Here is a 19,607-nt window from a genome sequence, read left to right on the forward strand (position 1 = left end):
AGGAGTCGCCCGGTGCCCAAGCGGTTGTTCGCGCTGCTGTTGACGATCCTCGCCGGAGCGGCGCTCGCCACCGGTAGCGCGAGCGCCGGGCCGTCGATCGTCGGCGGCACCGCCGCGGACCAGCCTTACCCGTTCGTGGTGTCGCTGCACTCCTCGTCGGGCGAGGTCTTCTGCGCCGGTTCGCTGATCGCGCCGACCTGGGTCGCCACGGCCGCGCACTGCGTGTACGGCAAGGCCCCGGGTACGGTCGCGCTTCGGCTGGGCAGCAACGAAAGCGACCAGGGCGGGGAGACCGCGCAGGCCGCGGAGTTCATCGTGCACCCGCATTTCAACATCACCACGCAGACCGGCGACCTCGCGCTGATCCGGCTCACGGCGCCGGCGCAGACGGCCCCGATCGCCCTCGGCACCAGCGCGGCACCCGGTACGGCAACCCGCATCCTGGGCTGGGGCCAGACCTGCGCGGCCCCGGACTGCGGTCCGCTCGCGCCTTCGCTGCAACAGCTCGACACGCATCTGGTCGAGGGCTCGAAATGCACCGCCGCCTTCGACGGCACCGCCGAGCTGTGCACCGACAACCCGGACGGCAAAGCCGGCTCCTGTTATGGCGATTCCGGCGGCCCGGAGCTCGCCCGCGACGGCGACCACTGGACGCTGATCGGCCTCACCAGCCGCGCCGGCAACGGCTCCCCGACCTGTGCGACGGGGCCTTCGATCTACACGTCCGTGGTCGCGTACGCGCCGTGGATCGCGGAGAAAACCGGCTGACTCACTCGGCGTTGCTGGAGTGGCCCGGGAACAGGTGGGCGTCCGGGTCCAGCGCGACGGCGATGTTGTTCACCGCGGTGGCGGCCTCGCCGAAACCGGTGGCGATCAGCTTGACCTTCCCGGGATACGCCGCGACGTCGCCGGCCGCGTAGACGCGAGGCCGTGCTGTCGCCATCGTCGAATCCACCGCGATGGCGCGGTGGTCGATCTCCAGCCCCCAGCTCTCGATCGGGCCGAGGTCGGCCGTGAAGCCCAGCGCCGCGACCACGGCGTTGGCCGGAAGCTGTTCGCCCTCACCGTTTTTCACCGCCACCTCCACCGCCGCGAGTTCGCCGTCCGGTGCCTCGACGAAGCGCGTCACCTCGGCGTCGGTGATCATCCGCACGCCCAGGCCGCGGACCTCGCGCACGATCGACTCCGCGGCGCGGAACTTCGCGCGGCGGTGCACGAGGGTGACGCTCGCGGCGATCGGGTGCAGTGCCAGGCACCAGTCGAACGCCGAGTCGCCGCCGCCGACCACGACCACGTGCTGACCCGCGTGCGCCTGGAGCGAAGGGACGAAGTGGACCATGCCGCGGCCGAGCCAGCCGTCGCCTGCCGGCAGCGGACGCGGGGTGAACTCGCCGATGCCCGCGGTGATCAGCACGGCGCCCGCGCGCAGCACCTCGCCGCCGTCCAGGGTCAGCTCGACACCGCCGTCGACGCTTTCCAGCTTCTCCGCCTTGCGGCCCAGCAGGTACGCCGGCTGCCACGGCTCGACCTGGTCCACCAGGCCCTGCACCAGGTCACGGCCGCGGACCGCGGCGAACCCGCCCACGTCGAAGATCATCTTCTCCGGGTACATGGCGGTGACCTGTCCGCCCGGCTCGGGCAGCGAATCGACCACGGCCATCGAAAGGCCGCGGAACCCCGCGTAGTACGCCGCGAACAGCCCCGTGGGCCCGGCTCCGATGATGACGAGGTCGTACGACGAATCCATGAGGCTCGCTCCAGCCAGTGGTGGGGTGGCGGTGATCGAGAACACTTGGATCCTAGTCCCGCCGGACGGGTGATTTCCGCGAACCGCGTGTGCGACGCCACCCCGCGATCGGCGCCGAACAGGGCCAGAATCGGGGGTATGGCTGAACAGGAATACCGGATCGAACACGACACGATGGGTGAGGTCCGCGTCCCGGTCGACGCGCTCTACCGCGCGCAGACGCAGCGTGCCGTCGAGAACTTCCCCATCTCCGGCCGCGGTCTCGAGCGCGCCCAGATCCGCGCGCTGGGCCTGTTGAAGGCGGCCGCCGCGCGCGTGAACGCCAAGCTCGGCGTGCTGGAGCCCGACGTCGCCGACGCGATCGCCGCCGCGGCCGACGAGGTAGCCGAAGGCAAGCACGACCGGCACTTCCCGATCGACGTCTTCCAGACCGGCTCCGGCACCTCGTCCAACATGAACGCGAACGAGGTCATCGCGACGCTCGCCACCCGCGCGCTGGGCCGCGAGGTGCACCCGAACGACCACGTCAACGCCTCGCAGTCGTCGAACGACACGTTCCCGACGACCATCCACGTCGCCGCCACGGAAGCCGTGCTCACCGACGTCGTCCCGGCGCTGGAGCACCTCGCGGGCGCGATCGAGACCCGGGCGCAGGAGTGGGCGGATGTCGTGAAATCCGGCCGCACGCACCTGATGGACGCTGTGCCGATCACGCTCGGCCAGGAGGCGGGCGCGTGGGCCGCGCAGGTCCGCTTCGGCGTCGAGCGGCTCAAATCCGGCCTGCCTCGGCTGGGCGAGCTGCCGATCGGCGGCACCGCCGTGGGCTCCGGCCTGAACGCGCCGGAGGGCTTCGGTGCCGCCGTCGCCGCCGAACTCGCGGAGCTGACCGGCCTGCCGCTCACCGAGGCGCGCAACCACTTCGAGGCGCAGGCGACGCAGGACAGCGTCGTCGAGACCTCCGGCCACCTGCGCACGATCGCGGTGTCGCTGAACAAGATCGCGAACGACCTGCGCTGGCTGGGCTCCGGCCCGCGCACCGGGCTGGCCGAGCTGGCGCTGCCGGACCTGCAGCCGGGCTCGTCGATCATGCCGGGCAAGGTCAACCCGGTGATCCCGGAGGCCACGCTGCAGGTGGTGGCGCAGGTGATCGGCAACGACGCGGCGGTGGCGTTCGCGGGCGCGGCCGGCAACTTCCAGCTCAACGTGAACCTGCCGGTGATCGCGCGCAACGTGCTCGAATCCGCGCGGCTGCTCGCGGCCGTCTCGCGGCTGCTGGCGGACAAGGTGTTCGACGGCGTGACCGCGAACGTCGAACGGACCCGTCAGTACGCCGAGGGCTCGCCTTCGATCGTCACGCCGCTCAACAAGTACATCGGTTACGAGGCGGCGGCAGCGGTCGCGAAGCAGGCGCTCAAGGACATGAAGACGATCCGCGAAGTCGTCATCGAACGTGGTTTCGTGCGGGACGGCAAGCTCACCGAGGCCCAGCTCGACGAGGCCCTCGACGTGCTTCGGATGGCTCGCGGCGGCAAGTAGGCCGGCTGAGGTCTTTCCGCTGAATTCCCTGGTCGGAGCGGGTTCGTATTCCTGATCGGGCTCCTGATCGAGCGATGGACGAGCGGAAATTGTCGGTGCCGGGGGTCATGATGTCGGGGTGCTGCTGACCGAGATCGTCACCGCGTCCGCCGAACTGGCGGCCACCCGGTCCAGGAAGGCGAAGACCGCCACCCTGGCCGCGGTGCTGCGCGCCGCCGAGCCCGCCGAGCTGCCCGCCGTGATCGCGTACCTCACGGGGCAGACGGCGCAGGACCGCCTGGGCGCGGGCTGGCGCACGCTCGCGGACCTGGCCGTCTCCCCCGCGGCGGCGCCCGAGGTGGGTGTCGGCGAGGTGGACGAGGCGCTCACCGAGGTCGCCGCCGCGTCCGGGGCGGGTTCGGTGAAGCGGCGGGCCGAGGTGCTCACCGCGCTGTTCACCCGGCTCACCAAGGCCGAGCAGGAGTTCCTGTTCCGGCTGGTCACCGGCGAGCTGCGGCAGGGCGCGCTGGAGGGCGTGATGGTCGACGCGATCGCGGCGGCGGCCGAGCTGCCGGCGGCGGACGTGCGGCGCGCGTTCATGCTGTCCGGCCGGCTGCCGGTCACCGGCCACGCGGCGTTGACCGGTGGCGCCGCGAAGCTCGCCGAGTTCCGGCTGGCGCTCGGGCGGCCGATCCGGCCGATGCTGGCCTCCCCGGCGGAATCGCTCGACGAAGCGGCGGCCGAGCACGGGCACGCGATCGTCGAGTACAAAATGGACGGTGCGCGGATCCAGGTGCACCGTCAGGGCGAGGAAGTGCACGTATACACCCGCACGCTGCGGGAGATCACGTCGAGTGTGCAGGAGCTGGTCGACCTCGTGCGGGCGCTGCCGTGCGAGTCGGTGGTGCTGGACGGCGAAACCCTGGCCCTGGCCGACGACGGCCGGCCGCGCCCGTTCCAGGAAACGATGAGCCGCTTCGGCAGCACGCGCGAGGAGCAGGTGCGCGCGCTGCTACTGCGTCCGTACTTCTTCGATTGCTTGCACCTCGACGGCGTCGACCTGCTGGACGCGCCGCTTTCGGAGCGAAACGTGGCGCTGCACCGGGTCGCGGGCAAGCACGTGATCCCGGGCGAGGTGGAGCCCGCAGACCCGGCCGCGGTGCTGGACGCGGCGATGGCCGCGGGCCACGAGGGCGTGATGGTGAAGGACCTCGCCTCGCCATACGCGGCAGGCCGGCGCGGGCGGGCCTGGCTGAAGGTGAAACCGGTGCACACCATCGACCTGGTGGTGCTCGCGGCGGAGTGGGGTCACGGCCGGCGCACCGGCACGCTCTCCAACCTGCACCTCGGCGCCCGCGACCCGGACGGCGGCCCGCCGATCATGGTGGGCAAGACCTTCAAGGGCATGACCGACGAGCTGCTGGCTTGGCAAACCAAGCGGTTCCAGGAAATCGAGACCCACCGCGACAACTGGACCGTCCACGTGCGGCCGGAAGTGGTCGTCGAAATCGAACTCGACGGCGCCCAGGTCAGCCCTCGCTACCCGGGCGGCCTGGCGTTGCGTTTCGCCCGCGTCGTCCGCTACCGCCCAGACAAAACCCCCGCCGAGGCCGACACGATCGACACCGTCCGCAGCCTCCTGCGCGGCGACCGGTCCGGAGAGGAGGGCTGACTCTGGTGATACCGGCTCTGGCCAAGTGACGACGGCCGACGCCTCGGCCGACCGCGCCTGGCCCCCTGCGTCCAGTCCGCGTCCCGAACACTGCCCAGGCCACCACCTCGGCCAGCCATCCGACGCCAGCCGCGCCCCGAACACCGCCCGGGCAACCCGGCCACCCGGGTACCGGGGCGTGCCGGAGTCAACCGCGGACGCGGCGGAAGGCGTTGAGCGGGTCGTTCATCCCGGCCTGGGCCAGTGCCCGCCAAGCGCTTCGGTCACGGGCAATCGGCTTGCCCGAAGCGACGCGGTGCATTTGCTGGGTGTGCCATTGGATTTCGAGCAGGCTGTCGGCCAAGCGGATGCCGGTGCGCGGGCAAAGCCGCTCGGCGCGGGCGTCCTCGCCGGCGAGCAGGCGCGTGGGCAGGCTCGGGTCGACGGTCAGGGGCCGGCCGAGGCCGATCAAGTCCAGGGCGCCCGAGCGCAGCGCTTCGGCCATGCCGGCGGCGGTGGTGAAGCCGCCGGTGACCATGAGGGCGACGTCGGAGACCTGGCGTGCTTTGGCCGCATAGTCCAGAAAATACGCTTCCCGGCGCGCAGTGCTCTCACGGCCGGAGCCCATCATCACGGCCTTCTCGTACGTGCCGCCGGAGATCTCCAGCAGGTCCAGGCCCGCGTCGCCCAGGGCACGGACGACCTGCAGTGACTCGTCTTCGCCGAAGCCACCGCGTTGAAAGTCCGCGCTGTTCAGCTTTACCGACACCGGCACGGACTCGCCCACCGCCGCGCGCACTCGGGCGACCACTTCAAACAGGAAGCGGCTGCGGTCACGGCCCCACGCGTCGTCGCGGAGGTTCGTCAGCGGTGAGAGGAACTGCGAGATCAAGTATCCGTGCGCGCCGTGCAGCTGCACCCCGTCGAAGCCCGCGTCGACGAACGTCTTCGCCGCCAACGCGAAACGGTCGATGATCGTCTCGATCTCGGCGCCCGTCAGGGCTCGCGGCGCGGCGAAAGCGGTCCGCACGCCACGATTGCCGAAGGGCACCGCGGACGGCGCGACCGGTTGCCGCGTCAGGAACCTCGGGCTCTGCCGACCGGGATGGTTGAGCTGCACCCACAGCCGGGCGTCGGTCCCGTCGACGCTGCGCGCCCACGGCCGGAAGACCGCCGGGTCCGGAACGGCAGGCAGCGCGACGTTCCGCGGTTCGCCGAGCGCAGCCGGGTCGACCATCACGTTGCCGGTCACTAGCAGGCCCGCGCCGCCGTGCGCCCAGGTCCGGTACAGCTCGGCCAGCTCCGGCGTCGGCCGGTTGCGACGGTCGCCGAGCTGCTCGCTCAGCGCCGACTTCGCGATCCGGTGCGGCAGCACCGCCCCGCAGCGCAGTTTGAGCGGCTCGGCCAGCAGTTCCCGGGTGGCTGTCATCGCGGTCCCGTCGTCGCAGCGAACTTACCGGCAGTAGGCTACCCGAAAGTAGATACCATCGGTATCCCAACCGGAGGCGACCCCGGGCGCTAGGGTCTGCAGACCATGACGGCGATAGTGCAGAACCTGGTCACGTCGGGTGTTTTCGAGCTCGACGGCGGCAGCTGGGAAGTGGACAACAACGTCTGGATCGTGGGCGACGACGCCGAGGTCATCGTGATCGACGCGGCGCACGACTCCGCCGCGATCGCCGAGGCCGTCGGGGACCGCGAGCTGCGCGCGATCGTCTGCACCCACGCCCACAACGACCACGTCAACGCCGCGCCCGAGCTGGCCGCGCGCACCGGCGCGCCGATCCTGCTGCACCCGGACGACCGCGTCGTCTGGGACCTCACGCACCCCGGCCGCGCGCCGGACGGCGAACTGGCCGACGGCCAGGTCATCACCATCGCGGGCACCGACCTCACCGTGATCCACACCCCGGGCCACGCGCCCGGCGCCGTCTGCCTCTACGCGCCCGGCCTCGGCGTCGTCTTCACCGGCGACACGCTCTTCCACGGCGGCCCCGGCGCCACCGGACGGTCCTATTCGGACTACCCGACTATCGTGAAGTCCATCCGCGAGCGCCTTTTCGCCCTCCCCGACGCGACCCAGGTCCGCACCGGGCACGGCGAGGGCACCACGATCGCCGACGAGAAGGCGGGCGCGGCGGAGTGGCCCGAAGCCTGAGGCCCTCACCAGCGGACCCGGACCAGGCACCCGGAGAACGCTCCAGCGAGCCGGGCTAAGGAGCCAGCCGGGGCGCCACCGGTTCGACGCGCGCCTTCACCTTGGCCTCGGCCGCAAGCGTTTGCGCCCAGGTCTGCAGGCCCTCGACGTCAACGCCGTGCGGCGGCCGCGCGCGGAACGGCTCGATGTTCGCCGCGCCGCGCTCCAGCAGGGAGGCCGCGCCCGCGCCGTTGCCGCGGGCGGCGTGGGTGAGGCCGACCGCGAGCTGCGCCAGGCCCCGCCACAACTCGCGCTCGGGGCCGTCAGTCGACTTCCACGCGTCCTCGAAGACCTCGTGGGCGTGGAAGGGCTTGCCCTCGTCCAGCAGCCGCTGGGCCTCGACCAGCGTCTCCTCCGGGGTGCGCACTATCCCCTCGGGCTGACGCTCGACGCCGTCGGCGCCGTACGGCAGCGGCCGCCCGAGGCCGTCGCGGGGGCGTGCGTTGCGGGCACGCCCGGTGTCGTCGCGGTCACGGCCGTTCATAACGGCATTGTTCCACGGGCCAGGCCTGGTTCGCGTCCCGCGCGCGAGCCACGTACCGTGGGAACACGTGCGCTTTCTGGATGGGCATGTGCCCGCTCACGACCTGACCTACGACGACGTGTTCCTGCTGCCGAACCGTTCCGACGTGGAGTCCCGCTTCGACGTAGACCTGTCCACTGTGGACGGCAGCGGCGCGACGATCCCCGTGGTGGTGGCCAACATGACCGCCGTCGCCGGACGGCGGATGGCCGAGACCGTGGCCCGCCGCGGCGGGCTCGTGGTGCTGCCGCAGGACGTCGACACCGCCGCGGTCACCGACATCGTGGCCTGGGTGAAGAGCCGTCACCCGGTGTGGGACACCCCGCTCGTGCTGACCGGCGGCGACGCGGTGGCCGACGCGCTCAACCTCGTGCACAAGCGCGCCCACGGCGCCGTGGTGATCGTCGACGGCGACGGCAAGCCCGTCGGCATCGTCGACGAAGCGGCCTGCGCGGGTGTCGACCGCTTCGCGCGCCTCGCCGACGTCGCGCAGCCCGCGGCCGTCGCCGTCCCGCTGGACACGGAGCCGCGCGAGGTCTTCGAGCAGCTGCACGCCCACGGCGCCCGGCTCGCGCTCGGCCTCGACGCCGAAGGCCGCCTCGCGGGTGTGCTGACCAGCGTCGCCGCTCTGCGCGCCGGCATCTACACGCCGGCCGCGGACGCCAACGGCAACCTGCGGGTGGCCGCGGCCGTCGGGGTGAACGGCGACGTGGCCGCGAAGGCCGAAGCGGTGCTGGCTGCGGGCGTCGACACGCTGGTGGTCGACACGGCGCACGGGCACCAGGAGAAGATGATCGCCGCGCTCAAGGCGGTCCGCGCGGTCTCGCCGCGGGTGCCGGTGGTGGCCGGCAACGTCGTCACCGCCGAGGGCACCCGGGACCTGATCCACGCGGGCGCGGACATCGTGAAGGTCGGCGTCGGCCCCGGCGCCATGTGCACCACGCGGATGATGACCGGCGTCGGACGGCCGCAGTTCTCGGCCGTCGCGGAGTGCGCGGCCGCCGCGCGCGAGCTGGGCAAGCAGGTCTGGGCCGACGGCGGCGTGCGGCACCCGCGCGACGTCGCGCTGGCACTGGCCGCCGGCGCGTCCGCCGCGATGGTCGGCTCCTGGTTCGCCGGCACCCACGAATCCCCAGGCGACCTGCGGTTCGACGAGCAGGGGCGGCCGTACAAGGAGTCGTTCGGGATGGCGTCCAAGCGGGCCGTCGGCGCCCGGACGCGCACCGACAACGTCTTCGACCGTGCCCGCAAGGCCCTGTTCGAGGAGGGCATCTCGTCCTCGCGCATGGCGCTGGACCCGAACCGCCCCGGCGTGGAGGACCTGCTCGACTCGATCTGCGCGGGCGTCCGCTCGTCGTGCACGTACGCGGGCGCGCGCACGCTGGAGCAGTTCCACGAGCGCGCGCTGCTGGGCGTGCAGTCCGCCGCCGGCTTCGCCGAGGGCCGCCCGCTCCCGTCCGGCTGGTGAGGACTCGTGAGTGTTTATGACGGTTAGAACCGTCATAAACACTCACGAGTTCCTCAGGGGCTCAGCCGTGGTCCTCCAGCATCTCGGTGACGAGCGCGGCGATCGGCGAGCGCTCCGACCGGGTCAGCGTCACGTGCGCGAACAGCGGGTGGCCCTTCAGCTTCTCGATCACCGCCGAGACGCCGTCGTGCCGTCCGACGCGCAGGTTGTCGCGCTGGGCGACGTCGTGCGTGAGCACCACCCGGGACGCCGTGCCGAGGCGGGAGAGCACCGTGAGCAGCACGTTGCGCTCCAGGGACTGCGCCTCGTCCACGATCACGAACGTGTCGTGCAGCGAGCGGCCCCGGATGTGGGTCAGCGGGAGCACCTCGAGCATGCCGCGGTCGAAGACCTCGTCCAGCACGTCTTGGCTGACCAGCGCGCCGAGGGTGTCGAACACCGCCTGCGCCCACGGCTGCATCTTCTCGCTCTCGGAGCCCGGCAGGTAACCCAGCTCCTGGCCGCCGACCGCGTAGACCGGGCGGAACACCACGACCTTGCGGTGCTGGCGGCGTTCCATCACCGCCTCGAGCCCGGCGCACAGCGCCAGCGCGGACTTGCCGGTGCCGGCGCGGCCGCCGAGGGAGACGATGCCGACGTCGGAGTCCAGCAGCAGGTCCAGCGCCACCCGCTGCTCGGCCGAGCGGCCGTGCAGCCCGAACGCCTCGCGGTCGCCCCGCACCAGCCGGATCCGCTTGTCCGCGGTGACCCGCCCCAGCGCGCCGGTGCTGCCGGCGAGCAGCCGCAGCCCGGTGTGGCAGGGCAGCTCTCCCACCTCGGCCAGGCCGAACTCCACCGGGTCCACCGAGTTGCCCGCGAACAGGGCGTCGACCAGCCCCTGCGGCACGTCCACGTCGGTCATGCCGGTCCAGCCCGACGGCGTGACCTCCTGCGCGCGGTACTCGTCGGCGGAGAGGCCTACGGCCCCGGCCTTGACCCGCAGCGGGATGTCCTTCGTCACCAGCGTCACCGGCACCTTCTCCACGGCCAGGTTCAGCGCGCAGGCGAGGATGCGGTGGTCGTTGGAGTCGGTCCGGAAGCCGACCGGCAGCACCGAAGGGTCGGTGTGGTTCAGCTCCACCTGCAGGGTGCCGCCGTGGTCCCCGATCGGGATCGGCGCGTCGAGCCTGCCGTACTGCCGGCGCAGGTCGTCGAGCAGCCGGAGCGACTCACGGGCGAACCAGCCCAGCTCGGGGTGGTGACGTTTCGCCTCCAGTTCACTGATGACGACCAGCGGGAGGACGACCGCGTGTTCGGCGAACCGCGTCACCGCCCACGGGTCGGAAAGCAGGACCGACGTGTCCAGCACGTAGGTGGACACACCTGGGTCGGGCGAGATCGAGGCTTTCTCCGGGCCAGAGGCACCGGTCGAAGAACGGCCAGAGGCCTTGCGGGGTGAACGCTGCGCAGTCACGACGGCATCTCCCTCGAGGGCGTGTGCACCCCACGCCCGCACTCGCTGGGCCGGGCACCTCCCTGGCTGGGTCCGCTCCTCCTGACGCCGGCTGCGTCAGGCGATGCGGCCACGAGGGCCGGGTGCCGGCCCCCTCGTGCATCTCGTGGGCGGCTGAGCCGCCCCCTCGATCAACGCCACGACCAGGGCCTCCCGCGAGGACCCGCACGGAACGCGTGCCCTCACTTCCGGAAGGTACCTACGTCCGGGCGATCGTGCAGGCAGCCACACAGGTGATTCGCCAATTCGTCATCTCACCGTGGGTCGCCCGACATCAACACCCTGTGACATCACGCTGAGTGAGCAGCGTGGCATTCGGGGGATCACGCGTCAGTATGATCTTCGGGAAATCGTCACCGAACGCGTTGAAAGAACTCGGGAAAAGCTTATACCACGGGGGCGGCGGAAATGCATTTCGCGTACTGGACACTGACCCGGACCGGGTGAACCCGGCCATTTCGGCTCACACAATGGGAGTACCGGGCATTCGTTACGGGCCAATCGGGGGTAATTTTCTCACTGCGGGACACACCACCGGAGCGTTCGGTGCCCGAGATCCCAGATTATCTACTTAGGAGTGTGCGAAGTGCTGAAGAAGGCTGGAATTGTCGCTGGTGCGGCCGCGGGCCTGATGATGCTCGGCGGTACGGCGTTCGCCGCGCCGGCAGCCCACACCCCGGACCCGACGTTCGGTGACGCCTACGCGACCTTCATCGAGGGCGGCGGCGCGCTCGGCTACGGCGCGGCTTCCCTGGTCGCGGGCGCCTACACGGGCATCGCCACCACCCCGGCGCTGGTCCTCCACTCGCTGGAGCACCACAGCCACTGATCGTGGTTTGAGGCGAGGGCCCCGGAGTTCGCTCCGGGGCCCTCGTTCGTGCCCGGATCCTTCGAACAGGGTCAGGCGCCGAAGCGGCGGTGGCGCCAAGCGTAGTCGCGAAGCGCGCGAAGGAAGTCGACCCGGCGGAATGCCGGCCAATACGCCTCGGTGAACCAGAATTCCGAATGCGCGGACTGCCAGAGCAGGAATCCGGAAAGCCGCTGTTCGCCCGAGGTCCGGATAATGAGGTCCGGATCCGGCTGCCCTGAGGTGTACAGATGCTCGGAGATGTGGTCGACGTCGAGTATTTTCGCCAGCTCGCGGATCGAGGTGCCCTCGTCGGCCTGCTGGAGCAGCAGCTTGCGCACGGCGTCGGCGATCTCCTGCCGCCCGCCGTAACCGACGGCGACGTTCACCTCCATGCCCGGCCGGTCCCCGGTGCGGGACGCGGCGGCGGTGAGTTTCTGCGCCACCTCGATCGGCAGCAGGTCCAGCGCCCCGACGATGCGCAGCCGCCACGGCGCCTCGGGGGCCGCGAGCTCGTCCGTGACGTCGGTGATGATCTTCAGCAGCGGTGTGAGCTCGTCCGGGTCGCGGTTGAGGTTGTCGGTGGACAGCAGCCACATGGTGACCACCTCGACCTCGGCCTCCTGGCACCAGCTGAGGAAGTCGGCGATCTTCTTGGCCCCGGCGCGGTGCCCGTCGGCGACGTCGGTGAAGCCGGCTTCGCGCGCCCACCTGCGGTTGCCGTCGAGCATGATGGCGACGTGCCGCGGATGGCTGTCCGCGGCCTGCTGGATCAGGCGGCGGCCGTAGACGCTGTAAACGACGTCGGACATGAAGGACCTGATGCTCACGTCAGCTGAGCGTACGCACCCCTGAGCCGGACGTGTGACGCGCCACGGTGGCTGGCGAAAAACCTACGGTCCCGTAACCTGGCTGAGTGAGCGTGACGACCGAACCCCCACCGTCCGGCCCTGCGCCCGTCGACACCCGCCCGCGGCTGCGCGGGCACATCCACTTCTGGTCCTTCTTCGGCGCGGTCGCCGGCGCCGCGGCGCTGATCAGCCTCGCCGCGTCGACGGTCTCGCCGCTCGCGGCGCTGGCCACGTCGGTCTACGGGCTGACCGTGCTGGGCCTGTTCGGCGTGAGCGCCCTGTACCACCGCCGGCTGTGGAGCCCGCGCGCGTACAAGTGGATGAAGCGCGCCGACCACTCGATGATCTTCCTGTTCATCGCCGGCACCTACACCCCGTTCGCCCTGCTGGCCATGTCCCAGCCCACGGGTTACATCGTGCTGTCGGTCGTCTGGGGCGGCGCGGTGCTGGGCGTGGCCATGAAGATGCTGTGGCCGCACGCCCCCCGCTGGCTCGGCGTCCCGATCTACATCGCTTTGGGCTGGGTCGCGATCTTCGTGATGCCCGAACTGGGCCACCACGCCGGCGTCGCCGCCCTCGTCCTGCTCTGCGTCGGCGGGCTGTTCTACACCATGGGCGCGGTCTTTTATGCGGTGAAGTGGCCGAATTACTGGCCGAACACCTTTGGGTACCACGAGTTCTTCCACGCTTGCACGGTGTTGGCGGCGGTGTCGCACTACATCGCGATCTGGTTGGCGCTGTACGCCTAGCTGGGGCTTACCTCAGCAGTAGCAGCACCGCCGCGCCGATGGTCCCCCTGGTGACCAGCAGCAGGAGTGCGTAGCGGAGGGTCGTCGGCCAGCCTGCGGATGAGGCGGCGAGCAGGGCGTCGTGCGTGGTCCCCCGGGTGACGTTCACAGTCAGGACCTTCCAGTGGCGGGCCGGAAACGAACCCCCGGGACGGACCGGAGCCCGTCGCCGGAAAAAGCCTAGCGGCGGGAAAAGGGCGGTGTCGAGGGGCCGTTCAGGGGTACCAGCTCAGGCCTGCAGCATGGGCGCGGCCAGGAACTGCTCCGGGATCGCGAACGCGTCCACCAGCGCACGCGCGTGCGGGCGCAGCTCGGCGCACAGGGCGTTCACCGCGGCGGTCACGGCCTTCGAGCGCGAAGCCGTGAGGCGGCCGTGCTCGAGGAACCACGCGCGGTCCTCCTCAATGGCCGACAGGGCGTACAGGTCGCAGACTCGCTCCAGCAGCGCCTTCACCTCCGCGTCCTCGCACGACGAGACCGCGCGGGCGAAAGCGTCCAGCACCAGGCGGTCCACGTGCACCCGGCCGGCGCGCAGCACGTGGTCCTGCGCCGCGTTGAACACGCCGAACGGGTCGTCCGCCGCCTTGCGGAGCCGGTTCGCGACGCCTTCCAGGACGTGTTCCTCGCGGTCCTCGAACAGCTTTTGCTGCCACTCGCGGTTGAACAGGACGTCACCGTCGTCGGATTCGGTGAGGCGCTCCACGACCTTGCGGGCGGCGGTGCGTTCGATCACCGCGCCCACCAGCTGTTCCGCGACGAACCGCGCCGTGGCCAGCGGGCTGAGGTCCTCGAAGTGCTCCTTGTACTGCGTCAGCAGGCCCTTCGCGACCAGCTGCAGCAGCACGGTGTTGTCGCCCTCGAACGTGGTGAACACGTCGGTGTCGGCCTTCAGCCCGGCGAGCAGGTTTTCCGACAGGTAACCGGCGCCGCCGCAGGCCTCGCGCGCGGCCTGGATCGTGCGCGTCGCATGCCAGGTGTTGAGCGCCTTCATTCCCGCGGCGCGCGCCTCCAGCTCACGCTGCTCCTCCTCCGGCGCGTCCGACGGGATGTCGTGCAGCTTCGCGACAAGCTCCTCCTGCGCGAAGTGCAGCGCGTACGTCTTCGCCAGCGCGGGCAGCAGTTTTCGTTGGTGGCCAAGGTAATCGAGGATGACCACCTCGTCGCCGTCCGGACGCTTGAACTGGCGTCGCTGCTCGCCGTAGCGGATCGCCAACGCGAGCGCGCGCTTCGTGGCGTCGCCCGCGCTGCCGCCGACGCTGACCCGGCCGCGGATGAGCGTGCCGAGCATGGTGAAGAAACGCCGTCCGTCGCTCTCGATAGGACTGGAGTAGGTGCCGTCCTCCGCGACGTCGCCGAAGCGGTTCAGCAGCGCCTCACGCGGGACGCGGACGTGGTCGAACGTCAACCGTCCATTGTCGACACCGTTGAGGCCCGCCTTGCGGCCGCAGTCCTCGATCGTGACGCCGGGCGCGGGCTCGCCACCGTCGCGGATCGGCACCAGGAAGGCATGCACACCACGGGATTCGCCGCCGGTCACGAGCTGGGCGAAGACGACGGCCAGCCGCCCGTCGCGCGCCGCGTTGCCGATGTATTCCTTGGTGGCGCCCGAATCCGGGCTGTGCACCACGAACTCGCGCGTCGCCGGGTCGTAGGTGGCGGTGGTGTGCAGGTTCTGGACGTCGGAGCCGTGGCCGTGCTCCGTCATCGCGAAACAGCCGAGGACGCTGAGGTCCATGATGCCGCTGAGGTACTTCTCGTGGTGCCGCTCGGTGCCGAGCAGTTGCACCGCGCCGCCGAACAGGCCCCACTGCACGCCGGCCTTGACCATCAGCGAAAGGTCGCCGAAGCCGAGCATTTCGAACGACGTCACCGAGCCGCCGACGTCGTCCCCACCGCCGTACGCCGAGTCGAAGCCGAGCCCCGGCCGGTCGGTTCGCGCCAGCCGGCGGAGGTTTTCCAGCACCTGCGCGCGATGCGCCTCGATGTCGAGGTCCACCGGGTCACTGAAGGCCTCGGCCGTCATCTGCGCGCGCACCTCGCGCCGGAGCCCGGCCCAGCGCCCGTCGAGGACGGCGGTCAGCGCGTCGGGATCCACTTTGCTCGGCACGGCAGGGATGTCCACGGCTCCTCCGATACGGCTGCATTTGTGGCTCGTAACGAAGACTGCCCCACCGCGACGGCCCACGCAGGCCGAGGTGAGAAGGAAGACTCGATCGTTTGGCTGGGCTGTGGGCGGGGAAACGGCGGCGCGGAGGGATCCGCACGGAACTCGGCGCGGACGGTGGTGCTGCGCCGGGTGCCTGGGCGCCGAGGGGACTCTCGCCAAGGGACCCTCGCAGCGCACGAGAGTCCCGTTCGGTACTGACTCAGCCCAGGCGCCGGGCGCAAAAGTCCCCTTCGGTACCGACCCAGCCCAAGCACCGTGTGTGAAAAGGACCATCGCCCACCGAGGCGAGGGGGACCCTCGCGCCCGCATGCGAAGGGGACCCTCGCAGCGCACGAGAGTCCCCTTCGGGTACCGGCTCAGCCCAGGTCAGGGCCCTTCGCCCGTAGGTCGTCGACCTTGGTCATTGCTTCGCGCAGGTCGGCCAGCCAGGTGTCGGCGTGCTCGCCGACCAGGCGGACGGCCCACACCAGCGCCTCCGAGCGCGACCGCGCGACGCCTGCGTCGACGAGCGTGTCGAGGATCAGCCGCTCCGGTTGCCGCAGGCGGGTCATCACCGGGGCCGACAATGTCGTGAACAGGACTTTCGTGCCGCCGAGCTTCGCGCCCCAGGCGACTTTCCGCTGGTAGCGGTGTTCGGCCTGGCGGGCGATCTCGATGCGCTCGTCGCGGGTTTCCTCGCGGAACCGGCTGATCCGCCCGTCCTCGGCGGCCGCGCGGGCCGCGTCGTCGGCGAAATCGCCCGTCAGCTCTGGTAGTTCGCCCACGATGACGATCTCCTCGCGGTCGGCCGTGACCTCCGGCGCGCCCGTGAACCAGCCGTCCGGGAGGCGTCCGCCGAGCCAGGCCGCCGCGTCCTCGGCCGACGGCACCTCGCCCTGCGACCAGCCGCCGCGGCCCTTCCAACCTCGTCCCATGTGTCCCACCACCCTGAAGTACGTGTCCATGCTCGCCTCCGCGATTACATGATTACAACGTCACCGACGCTACGCCGGATACAGGTCTGACAGGGCTCTGTTCACCAGGGGCGGAAACTCAGCGTCGCAGCTGGGCCAGCAGGTCTTCGGCCGAAGTCACCGGGCGGTCGCAGACGTAGCCGCGGCAGACGTAGGCCGCCGGCTCGCCCGAGACCAGCGGGCGGTCCGCCAGCAGCGGCACCCCCGACGCGTCCGGCGCGCCCGCGAGGACCACACCACCGCCGTGGATGTGCCGCGCGGCGGCGGTGACCAGCTCGGGCGCCGGGCCGACGACCGCGACCTGCACCGGGCCCGACTGCGCCGCCTCCGCGACCGAAAGCCAGTGCCCGGCGAACCGCGGCGCCCGCGTGGCCAGCAGCCCGACGCGGCGCAACGCCAGCTCGGCGGCGTCCCGGTAGCGCGCGGCCTGCTCGTGACCGGCCAGCGCGGACGCCGTCAGCAGGGCGCCCGCCAGCGCGGACGCACCCGAGGGGCTCGCGTTGTCGGTGGGGTCGGAGGGGCGCTGGACCAGGGATTCGGCGTCGTCCGCGGTGTCGTAGTACGCGCCGTCCGCGGTCTCGGAGGCGAAGTGCGCCAACGCGAGGTCGAGCAGCCGCGCCGCCTCGGTGAGCCAGTGCGGTTCGCCCGTTGCCTGGTGCAGCGCCAGCAAACCGTCGGCGAGGCAGGCGTAATCCTCGAGCACCCCGGCGGAGCCGCCGACGACGCCGTCGCGCGAGCTGCGCCGCAGCCGACCGTCGACCACGTGCACCTCGAGCAGCAGCGAGGCGGCGTCCCGCGCCAGCTCGATCCACTGTGGACGATCCAGGGCCACGCCTGCCTCGGCCAGCGCCGTGATCGCGAGCCCGTTCCACGCCGCGACGACCTTGTCGTCCCGGCCCGGCTGCGGGCGCGTGGCCCGCTCGGCCAGCAGCGCCCGCCGGACCCGCTCGTAACGCTCGGGATCGGGGTCGCCGAGCAGGCGCAACGTGGAGGCGCCCTCCTCGAACGTGCCGGACGCCGTGACGCCGAACAGCTCAGCGGCCCACTCGCCGTCTTCGTCACCGAGTACGGAACGCAGTTGCTCCGGCGTCCAGACGTAGGTGAGGCCCTCGACGCCGTCCGTGTCCGCGTCGAGCGAAGCGGCGAAGCCGCCCTGCGGCGTACGCAGGTCCGTGGCCAGGAACTCCGCGACCCCCTCGGCGACGCGCTGGGCGAAGGCCGAGCCGCGCCGGGCCAGGTGCGCGTAGAAGCGCAGCAGCAAAGCGTTGTCGTACAACATCTTCTCGAAGTGCGGCACGGTCCACCCGGCGTCCACGGAGTACCGCGCGAAGCCGCCGGCCAGCTGGTCGTGGATGCCGCCGCGGGCCATCGCGCCGGCCGCCGACTCCGCCAGCGAGAGCGCCTCGGCCGAGCCGGTGCGCTCGTGGTGGCGCACCAGGAACTCCAGCACCATCGACGGCGGGAACTTGGGCGCGCCGCCGAATCCGCCGTTCACCGGGTCGGCGTCCTCGCCGAGCTTCTTCACCGCCGCGGCCAGCACCTCGGCGTCCACCGCCGACTCCGGCAGCGGGCCGCCCTGCTCGGTGAGGTGCCCGATGATCTGCTTCGCGCTCGTGCGCAGGTCTTCCGGCCGCTCCGTCCACGCCTCGGCGACGGCGACCAGTAGCTGGCTGAACGACGGCATCCCGGACCGCGGGGACGGCGGGTAGTAGGTGCCGCAGTGGAACGGCTCGCCCTCGGGCGTGAGGAAACACGTCATCGGCCAGCCGCCCTGACCGGTCATCGCCTGCGTGGCGGCCATGTAGACGGCGTCGACGTCCGGCCGCTCCTCGCGGTCGACCTTGATGTTCACGAAGTGCGCGTTCATCAGCGCCGCGGTGCCCTCGTGCTCGAAGGACTCGTGCGCCATCACGTGGCACCAATGGCAGGCCGCGTAGCCGACCGACAGCAGGATCGGCACGTTCCGCCGGCGCGCCTCGGCCAGCGCTTCGGCACCCCACTGCCACCAGTCCACGGGGTTGTCCGCGTGCTGCAGGAGGTACGGGCTGGTGGCGTCCGCCAGTCGGTTCGGCATGGGGACCAGGGTGTCACCCACGCGGTCCGGCGCCGCCGCCGGACCGCTTCGGGCTCAGTCGGTCTTCGACGGGCTCGCGCTCGACTTGTCGACCGGCTTCGCCTCGGCCTTCTCGCCTTCCCCGGGCTCACCCGGAGCGGGCTCCGAGCCTTCCTCGGCCGCGGCACCGTCCTTCTCCGCGGCGTCGTCGGTGTCGAAGCTCGCCGGCACCTTCTTCAGGTGCTTGCTCATCGACCGCACCAGGAACACGACGGCGATCAGGAACAGGATCAGCACCAGCAGGCCGACGGGGGACGACTTGCCGAAGTCCTCACCCTGGCCGCCGTTGTCCCCGCTGTCCGGCTGCTGTGCCAGGAACAGGGCCGACGCCGTCAGCGGGGCCACCGCGACGGCCGGCACACCGAAACTCATGGGCTCACCTTCTCCTTGATGCCGGCGAACAGGTCGTCCTCCGGCAGCGTGCTGTCCACCAGGGAGCGGTTCAGCTCGTACTCCTCGGTCGGCCACATCTCGCGCTGCACGTCGAGCGGGACCGCGAACCATCGGCTGGTCGGGTCGATCTGCGTGGCGTGCGCCTTGAGCGCCTCGTCCCGCACCTCGAAGTATTCACCGCACTCGACGCGCGTGGTAACCCGCTCCATGATGTCGGGCCGGTCCGCGGGCCAGGACTTCAGCCACTCCTCGTACGGCGAGGGCTGGCCGGCGGCCTTCAGCGCGGTGTCGAAGGCGATCATCCGGGCCTTGGAGAAGCCGTGCCCGTAGTACAGCTTCAGCGGCTGCCACGGCTCGCCGGCCTCGGGGAACCGCTCCGGGTCGCCGGCCGCGTCGAAGGCCGCCATCGACACCTCGTGGGTGCGGATGTGGTCCGGGTGCGGGTAGCCGCCGTTCTCGTCGTACGTGGTCATCACGTGCGGCCGGAACTCGCGGATCACGCGGACCAGCGCCTCGGTGGACTCCTCCAGCGGGACCACGGCGAACGAGCCCTCGGGCACCGGCGGCAGCGGGTCGCCCTCGGGCAGCCCGGAGTCGATGAAGCCGAGCCAGCGGTGCTTGACCCCGAGGATCTTCGCGGCGGTCGCCATCTCCTCGCGCCGGATCTCCGACATGTTGGCGAGCACCTCCGGCCGGTCCATCGCCGGGTTGAGGATGCTGCCCGCCTCGCCGCCGGTGCAGGTCACCACCATCACCTCGTGGCCCTCGGCCACGTATTTGGCCATGGTGGCGGCGCCCTTGCTCGACTCGTCGTCAGGGTGCGCGTGCACCGCCATGAGACGCAGGTTCCGGTTGTCGTCGCTCGTCAGCTCGTCAGCTCGCACCATGCTCGGAACGACCCC

18 protein-coding genes are annotated in these 19,607 nt (G+C 71.2%); 7 read left to right on the forward strand and 11 right to left on the reverse strand.

The features are described from left to right. Positions 1-12 precede the first annotated feature (12 nt). Entirely contained in the window at positions 13-768 is a 756-nt protein-coding gene (locus OG371_RS08120) for a S1 family peptidase (RefSeq protein WP_329067158.1), read from the forward strand. A 1-nt stretch (position 769) separates the two neighbouring features. Here the strand turns inward: OG371_RS08120 and OG371_RS08125 are convergent, their stop codons facing one another. Then, positions 770-1,747: an NAD(P)/FAD-dependent oxidoreductase gene (locus OG371_RS08125; protein ID WP_329067159.1), complete on the reverse strand. Its 978-nt coding sequence runs from the start codon at positions 1,745-1,747 to the stop codon at positions 770-772. Between the two features lie 138 nt (positions 1,748-1,885). Here OG371_RS08125 and OG371_RS08130 point away from each other — a divergent pair, with 138 nt between their 5' ends. Both OG371_RS08130 and OG371_RS08135 read left to right on the forward strand, forming a co-directional pair. Further along, the gene (locus OG371_RS08130; RefSeq protein ID WP_329067161.1) at positions 1,886-3,283 is read left to right on the forward strand and encodes a class II fumarate hydratase; all 1,398 of its coding nucleotides are present in this window, start codon (positions 1,886-1,888) and stop codon (positions 3,281-3,283) included. 118 nt (positions 3,284-3,401) lie between these two features. Continuing rightward, positions 3,402-4,934, forward strand: a complete 1,533-nt coding sequence (locus tag OG371_RS08135; RefSeq protein WP_329067163.1) for an ATP-dependent DNA ligase — start codon at positions 3,402-3,404, stop codon at positions 4,932-4,934. 187 nt (positions 4,935-5,121) lie between these two features. Here the strand turns inward: OG371_RS08135 and OG371_RS08140 are convergent, their stop codons facing one another. After that, positions 5,122-6,342: an NADH:flavin oxidoreductase/NADH oxidase family protein gene (locus tag OG371_RS08140; protein ID WP_329067165.1), complete on the reverse strand. Its 1,221-nt coding sequence runs from the start codon at positions 6,340-6,342 to the stop codon at positions 5,122-5,124. Between the two features lie 105 nt (positions 6,343-6,447). Here OG371_RS08140 and OG371_RS08145 point away from each other — a divergent pair, with 105 nt between their 5' ends. Further along, positions 6,448-7,071, forward strand: coding sequence for an MBL fold metallo-hydrolase (locus tag OG371_RS08145; protein ID WP_329067168.1), 624 nt, complete (start codon positions 6,448-6,450; stop codon positions 7,069-7,071). Between the two features lie 55 nt (positions 7,072-7,126). Here OG371_RS08145 and OG371_RS08150 read toward each other — a convergent pair whose 3' ends face one another. Next, positions 7,127-7,594, reverse strand: coding sequence for a DUF309 domain-containing protein (locus OG371_RS08150; RefSeq protein ID WP_329067170.1), 468 nt, complete (start codon positions 7,592-7,594; stop codon positions 7,127-7,129). Positions 7,595-7,661: 67 nt separating this feature from the next. Here OG371_RS08150 and OG371_RS08155 point away from each other — a divergent pair, with 67 nt between their 5' ends. After that, entirely contained in the window at positions 7,662-9,101 is a 1,440-nt protein-coding gene (locus tag OG371_RS08155) for a GuaB1 family IMP dehydrogenase-related protein (protein WP_329067172.1), read from the forward strand. A 61-nt stretch (positions 9,102-9,162) separates the two neighbouring features. On the opposite strand, the gene OG371_RS08160 is transcribed toward OG371_RS08155, so the two are convergent. Beyond that, the gene (locus OG371_RS08160) at positions 9,163-10,554 is read right to left on the reverse strand and encodes a PhoH family protein (protein ID WP_442876089.1); all 1,392 of its coding nucleotides are present in this window, start codon (positions 10,552-10,554) and stop codon (positions 9,163-9,165) included. 625 nt (positions 10,555-11,179) lie between these two features. On the opposite strand from OG371_RS08160, the gene OG371_RS08165 reads away from it, so the two are divergent. Continuing rightward, a complete protein-coding gene (locus OG371_RS08165) occupies positions 11,180-11,422 on the forward strand; it encodes a hypothetical protein (RefSeq protein ID WP_329067174.1) in 243 nt (80 codons plus the stop codon). A 71-nt stretch (positions 11,423-11,493) separates the two neighbouring features. Here OG371_RS08165 and OG371_RS08170 read toward each other — a convergent pair whose 3' ends face one another. Further along, on the reverse strand, positions 11,494-12,252 hold the full coding sequence (locus OG371_RS08170; protein ID WP_329072954.1) for an isoprenyl transferase: 759 nt from the start codon (positions 12,250-12,252) through the stop codon (positions 11,494-11,496). A gap of 104 nt (positions 12,253-12,356) precedes the next feature. On the opposite strand from OG371_RS08170, the gene trhA reads away from it, so the two are divergent. After that, complete coding sequence (gene trhA / locus OG371_RS08175) at positions 12,357-13,040, forward strand: PAQR family membrane homeostasis protein TrhA (RefSeq protein ID WP_329067175.1); 684 nt, start codon at positions 12,357-12,359, stop codon at positions 13,038-13,040. Positions 13,041-13,047: 7 nt separating this feature from the next. Here the strand turns inward: trhA and OG371_RS08180 are convergent, their stop codons facing one another. The 6 genes from OG371_RS08180 to mca all read right to left on the reverse strand — a co-directional run bounded on the left by OG371_RS08180 (position 13,048) and on the right by mca (position 19,592). Further along, a complete protein-coding gene (locus OG371_RS08180; RefSeq protein ID WP_329067177.1) occupies positions 13,048-13,188 on the reverse strand; it encodes a hypothetical protein in 141 nt (46 codons plus the stop codon). A gap of 120 nt (positions 13,189-13,308) precedes the next feature. Beyond that, positions 13,309-15,201 (reverse strand): acyl-CoA dehydrogenase family protein, encoded by a 1,893-nt coding sequence (locus OG371_RS08185; RefSeq protein ID WP_329067179.1) that lies wholly within the window; start codon positions 15,199-15,201, stop codon positions 13,309-13,311. 401 nt (positions 15,202-15,602) lie between these two features. Next, entirely contained in the window at positions 15,603-16,160 is a 558-nt protein-coding gene (locus OG371_RS08190) for a hypothetical protein (protein ID WP_329067182.1), read from the reverse strand. Between the two features lie 118 nt (positions 16,161-16,278). Continuing rightward, positions 16,279-18,273, reverse strand: coding sequence for a thioredoxin domain-containing protein (locus OG371_RS08195; protein WP_329067184.1), 1,995 nt, complete (start codon positions 18,271-18,273; stop codon positions 16,279-16,281). Between the two features lie 54 nt (positions 18,274-18,327). After that, positions 18,328-18,684: a hypothetical protein gene (locus tag OG371_RS08200; protein ID WP_329067186.1), complete on the reverse strand. Its 357-nt coding sequence runs from the start codon at positions 18,682-18,684 to the stop codon at positions 18,328-18,330. Next, positions 18,681-19,592, reverse strand: coding sequence for a mycothiol conjugate amidase Mca (mca, locus tag OG371_RS08205; protein WP_329067188.1), 912 nt, complete (start codon positions 19,590-19,592; stop codon positions 18,681-18,683). Before mca ends, OG371_RS08200 begins: the two co-directional genes overlap by 4 nt. Between the last annotated feature and the right edge of the window lie 15 nt (positions 19,593-19,607).

The organism is Amycolatopsis sp. NBC_01480 (assembly GCF_036227205.1).
Taxonomy (GTDB): domain Bacteria; phylum Actinomycetota; class Actinomycetes; order Mycobacteriales; family Pseudonocardiaceae; genus Amycolatopsis.